The organism is Cryobacterium sp. MLB-32 (assembly GCF_000738085.1).
Taxonomy (GTDB): Bacteria; Actinomycetota; Actinomycetes; order Actinomycetales; family Microbacteriaceae; genus Cryobacterium.
Genome location: NZ_JPRS01000268.1, coordinates 1 through 4,582 on the forward strand (window position 1 = coordinate 1; position 4,582 = coordinate 4,582).

Here is a 4,582-nt window from a genome sequence, read left to right on the forward strand (position 1 = left end):
GTCGGCGGGCGCAAGCGCGCCGCCGCCGGGCAGCGCGGACCATTCCCGGGCGAGCAGGTCATCGAGCCAGGTGTGATCGGTTTCCGCCACGAGTCGCTGCCGCACCTGTTCCGCGAGGGCCCGCGCCCGGTCGATATCGGCGGCGGTCACAGTCTGGCGCGCCAGCACCTCGTCAAGGAACGGCAACACGGTCGCGTTGAGGCTCGTCATCCGCTGCTCCATGACGGCCCGCGACAGGGCCGCCCGGCTGGCCTCGGTGCTCTGTCGGATGGACCGCTGGGCATCCGTTTGCCACACCCGAATGGCCTTCACCACCTGTCGGCAATACGCCGCCCCGGCCATGGCGGGGGCGAGCAGCTGCACCGCGGCGAGGATGGCGAAGATGGCCGCCGGGGTACTGCCGCCGAGCACGCTGGCCTGGGCCAGGGCGCCGAAAGCGACCACCCCAGCCGCACCGAGGGCCACAACGAGAATCTCGCGCCACGGCCGGAACGGCGCGAGGGCCATGATGAGGAGCCCGAGGCCGATCTGACCGAAGTCGTTGTGCACAGAGAGGTTGTGGCCCCACATGCCGAGCTGCTCGAAAACGTAGCCGAGCACCGCAAGACCGACCATCAGCACAGTCGAGCTGCGCTCGAACGGCGCGCTCTCGGGAAGCGCCGCCCAGACGAGCACGCCGGCGGCGAGGGACATCGCCAGAACGCCGAGGGCGGTGAAGAGCTGATTCTGAACCTCACCCGACTGGGTGAGCGTGGAGAAAACCGCATAACCGATCACGATCAGTGCGGTGACGGGCGCGAGCGGCCAGGCCGCGAGTCCCCCGATCGGATCAAGGCGCTGCTGGGTGGCAGCCGGGCCGATCATCGACGCCCCCGGGCGGGTGCGGGCGCGGCGGGCGCGGCGCTGTTCGCCAGGGGCACCGTGAGGCGCACGGTGGTGCCGGCGCCGGGTCTGGTCCAGATGGTCACCGAGCCACCCACCCGGTCGATGCGTCGGCGCACGGACTGTCGCAGCCCGAGGCGACCAAGACCGGAATCCTTGAGGGTGAAGCCGCTGCCGGCATCCGTGACCATCACCGAGACGGTCTCGTCGTCGCTCTCCACGCTCACCTCGGCCGTGGTCACTCCCGCATGCAACAGCACGTTGCCCAGGCAGTGCTCCGCCGCGAGGGCGAGCTCGCGGTCGACCGACGCCGTGAGGCGGTCAAGGGCGTCACTCTCGCCCGTGATGTCGACGGTGAGGCCGGCCGCTCGGCACCGGTCGACGGCACGGAACAGTGCGCTCGAGCCGTGCTCGCCCGGGTCGTGCGGATCGGCATCCGTCAGCCAGTCGGTATCCCGCAGAATATGCAGGGCGCCGCGCAGACCGGCATCGAGGCGCGGAGTCAGCGCGCCCGGTGCGGCATGCGCCAGGGCCACCAGCTGGGTGACGGTCGTGTCATTGATCAGGGCGATCGAGCGATTGTCGAGGGCATCGCGGAGCTTGCTTGCGGCGTCGTCGCGGGCGGCCCGGAGCAGTGCCGGTTGGGCGAGGGCTCCGCGACGGCGTCCGAGCGCGGCCAGCAACAGCACCGTGGTCAGGAACACGTAGGCCGAGATCGTGAAAAAGTCGCGACCACCGATCGCACCGGCATTCACCATGGCGGTCAGTGCCGCGGCCTCGGCGAGCACGAGCCCCACCGTGCTCCACACCACGCCCATAACGAGCCCGGACCCCGCGCCGCCCACCATGACCAGGGCCATCTTGGGCAGGGCGACGAGAAAGACAATCGACGCGGGCAACACGGCGGGAACACTCAACACGGCCTCGGTGTACACATACACGCAGAGGGTGCCGATGAGCAGATACGCCAGAGAGAACAGCACCGTGCGGTGGCGAGCGAGCACGACGAGCATTCCGGCCATGCCCAGGATCACGAGCACGGTGATCGACAGACCGGAGCGGGTGAGGCTGAGCAGCCCGACAGAGGCGAGGGCACCGAACAGGCAGATTAGGCCGAACCAGTGAGTGGCCCGGGCGAGGGCGCGACTGAGCGCCGACTGCACAAGGTGGCCCGGTAAACCAAGAGTCATGTAAATCTCCCTCAGTTTTAGTATGTCACCTGAGACTGGGGGTCCAATCCGACGAAGCCCGGTGCTCACGTCCGGTACGCTCCCCGGCACTCTCCTCCGCAAAACCGGTGTTTCTGAGACACGCCGGGCCGGGGCGCCACCGGCAACGGCGTGTCCCGAAAATCACCGGTTTTACGAAACCACACCCGACCAACCCAGCCCAGCCCAGCCCAGCCCCGCCCCGACCGGACCCGACCGGACCGTTCCCAGCCGCAAAACCGGTGTTTCTGAGACACGCCGGGCCGGGCCGCCACCGGCAACGGCGTGTCGCGAAAATCACCGGTCTTACGCACGCACGGGTTCACGGGTTGGACGAGCGCAGCGGTGTAGGTCGGGCGTGACGGCCTAGAAGAGAGTGGGAGCGAGTTCCGGAGGCAGCTCTTCCGCGATCAGGGAGCGGGCACCGGGCGCGACGAGGGCACGGGAGCGCGGCCCACCGGTCGAGGGATCGGTACGGCCCCGCTCAAGCCCGTGCGCCCGAATGAGCGGCTTGATCCGGGCGGCGAGCCAGCTGCGGTACTCCGTCGGCGCGTACGTTCCACCCGCGAACATGTCCCGGTAGCGCGGCAGTAGCTCGGGATGCTCCCGCTCAAGCCACTGCAGGTACCACTGTTTGACCGTGGGCTTGAGGTTGAGGGCGCAGTACAACACGCTCGACGCGCCAGCCGCCTTGGCCTGACGCAGCGCCTCGTCGAGGTGCGCTCGCGTGTCCGTGAGGAACGGCAGGATCGGCATCATGAATACGCCGCAGTCGAGGCCGCGCTCCCGCACGGCGGTGACCGTGGCGAGCCGCGCCGTGGTCGAGGGGGTTCCGGGCTCGACGGACTGCTGCAGCTCGTCGTCATAGATGGCGATCGACAGAGCAATGTCCACCGGCACGCGCCGGCTTGCCTCGGCGAGCAGATCGAGGTCGCGGCGCAGCAGCGTTCCCTTGGTGAGGATCGACAGCGGCGTGCCAGACTCGGCCAGTGCCGCGATGATGCCCGGCATCAGCCGGTAGCGGCCCTCCGCGCGCTGGTACGGATCGGTGTTGGTGCCCAAGGCCACCGGATGCCTGCCCCAGCTGGGCTTGGCGAGCTCTTTTCGGAGCACCTCGGCCACGTTCACCTTGACGATGATCTCGCTGTCGAAGTCCCGTCCCGCGTCGAGGTTGAGGTACTCGTGCGTGGGTCGCGCGAAGCAGTACGCACAAGCGTGCGAGCAGCCCCGGTACGGGTTGATCGTGTACCCGAACGGCAGGGCGCTCTGCCCGGTCACCTTATTCAGCGCGCTCTTGGCGAGGATCTCGTGGAAGGTAATTCCGGCGAACTCGGGTGTCTGCACGCTGCGCACGAAGTTGTTCAGCTGGGCGAGCCCCGGAAGCGCGCCGGCCTGCTCCGTGGTGAGTTCCTGACCGGTCCAACGCATAACCTTATTCGAACACACCTACGAATAATACGCAAGCGTGCGCCCGTCACACGCCGCATCCGCTGCTAAAACCGGTCTTCGTGAGACACGCCGCGGCCGGCCGCCACCGCGAGCGGCGTGTCCCCGAAAACCCCGGTTTTAGTGCGGGCTCCCACATGCCGCCGCGAGGGCTAGAACTGGATGCCGCGGGTCAGCGCGCCGTCAATGAGCAGGTTCGCGCCGGTGGTGCGGCTCGATACCGGGCTGGAGAGGAACACGACGCTCGCCGCGATTTCCTGCGGCGTGCCGAGGCGGCCCGTGGGATTGAGGGCCACGGCGGCGTCGAAGAACTCGCGGTCGTTGGCCTCGAGGCTCTCCCACACGCCACCCGCGTGGTACGTGTTTCCGGGCGACACCGTGTTGGCGCGGATGCCCTTCTCGGCGAGCTGGAACGCGAGCCCGGCGATGTAACCGATGATCGCGGTCTTGACGGTGCCGTAGGGTCCGGAGGCGAAGTCGACCTCACGCCCGGACACGCTCGAGAGGGCCACAATCGACGGCGCCTCGCTCTTCTCGAGGAACGGCAGGCTCGCCTTCACGAGGTTGACGGTACCCATCAGGTCGACCTCGAGGGAGTCAACCCAGTTCTCCGCCGTGTCAGGGATGGCGAGGGCGCTCACGTTGCTCACGATCATGTCGAGACCGCCGAAGCGCGTGGCGGTGTCGTTCACCCACGCCGTGAGCGCGACGGTATCGCGCACGTTGAGCACCGTGCCGACCACGGTGACCGGCGCGGAGGCGAACGCGGCCTCGGTGGCGGCGATTTCGTCGGCGTCGCGGGCACAAAACGCCACGTTGGCGCCCTCGGCAGCGAAGGCGTCGACGATCGCGCGTCCGATTCCCTTGGTGCCACCGGTGACGAGGGCGGTCTTGTTGGCGATTCGCAGGTCCATGGTCGTTCCTTCAGTCGGGGTGAGTGAGCAGGTTCGGGTGAGAAGGTTCAGGTCAGCGGGTGCAGGTCAGCGGGTGTGGGTCAGCGGGTGTGGGGACGCGGGTGCGAGGTCGAGCGGGTGTGGGGAGCGGGT

At 68.4% G+C, this 4,582-nt stretch carries 4 protein-coding genes; all 4 read right to left on the reverse strand.

Going from position 1 to position 4,582, the window contains the following annotated elements:
* A partial coding sequence (locus JF66_RS17380) for a hypothetical protein (RefSeq protein WP_035879996.1) occupies positions 1-864 on the reverse strand: 864 nt, incomplete at its 3' end.
* The gene (locus JF66_RS17385; protein ID WP_156109886.1) at positions 861-2,072 is read right to left on the reverse strand and encodes a sensor histidine kinase; all 1,212 of its coding nucleotides are present in this window, start codon (positions 2,070-2,072) and stop codon (positions 861-863) included. The genes JF66_RS17380 and JF66_RS17385, both read right to left, overlap by 4 nt.
* A 384-nt stretch (positions 2,073-2,456) precedes the next feature.
* The gene (locus JF66_RS17390) at positions 2,457-3,518 is read right to left on the reverse strand and encodes an Rv2578c family radical SAM protein (RefSeq protein WP_035879997.1); all 1,062 of its coding nucleotides are present in this window, start codon (positions 3,516-3,518) and stop codon (positions 2,457-2,459) included.
* Between the two features lie 170 nt (positions 3,519-3,688).
* Positions 3,689-4,450 (reverse strand): SDR family NAD(P)-dependent oxidoreductase, encoded by a 762-nt coding sequence (locus JF66_RS17395; protein ID WP_035879998.1) that lies wholly within the window; start codon positions 4,448-4,450, stop codon positions 3,689-3,691.
* Positions 4,451-4,582: the final 132 nt, after the last annotated feature.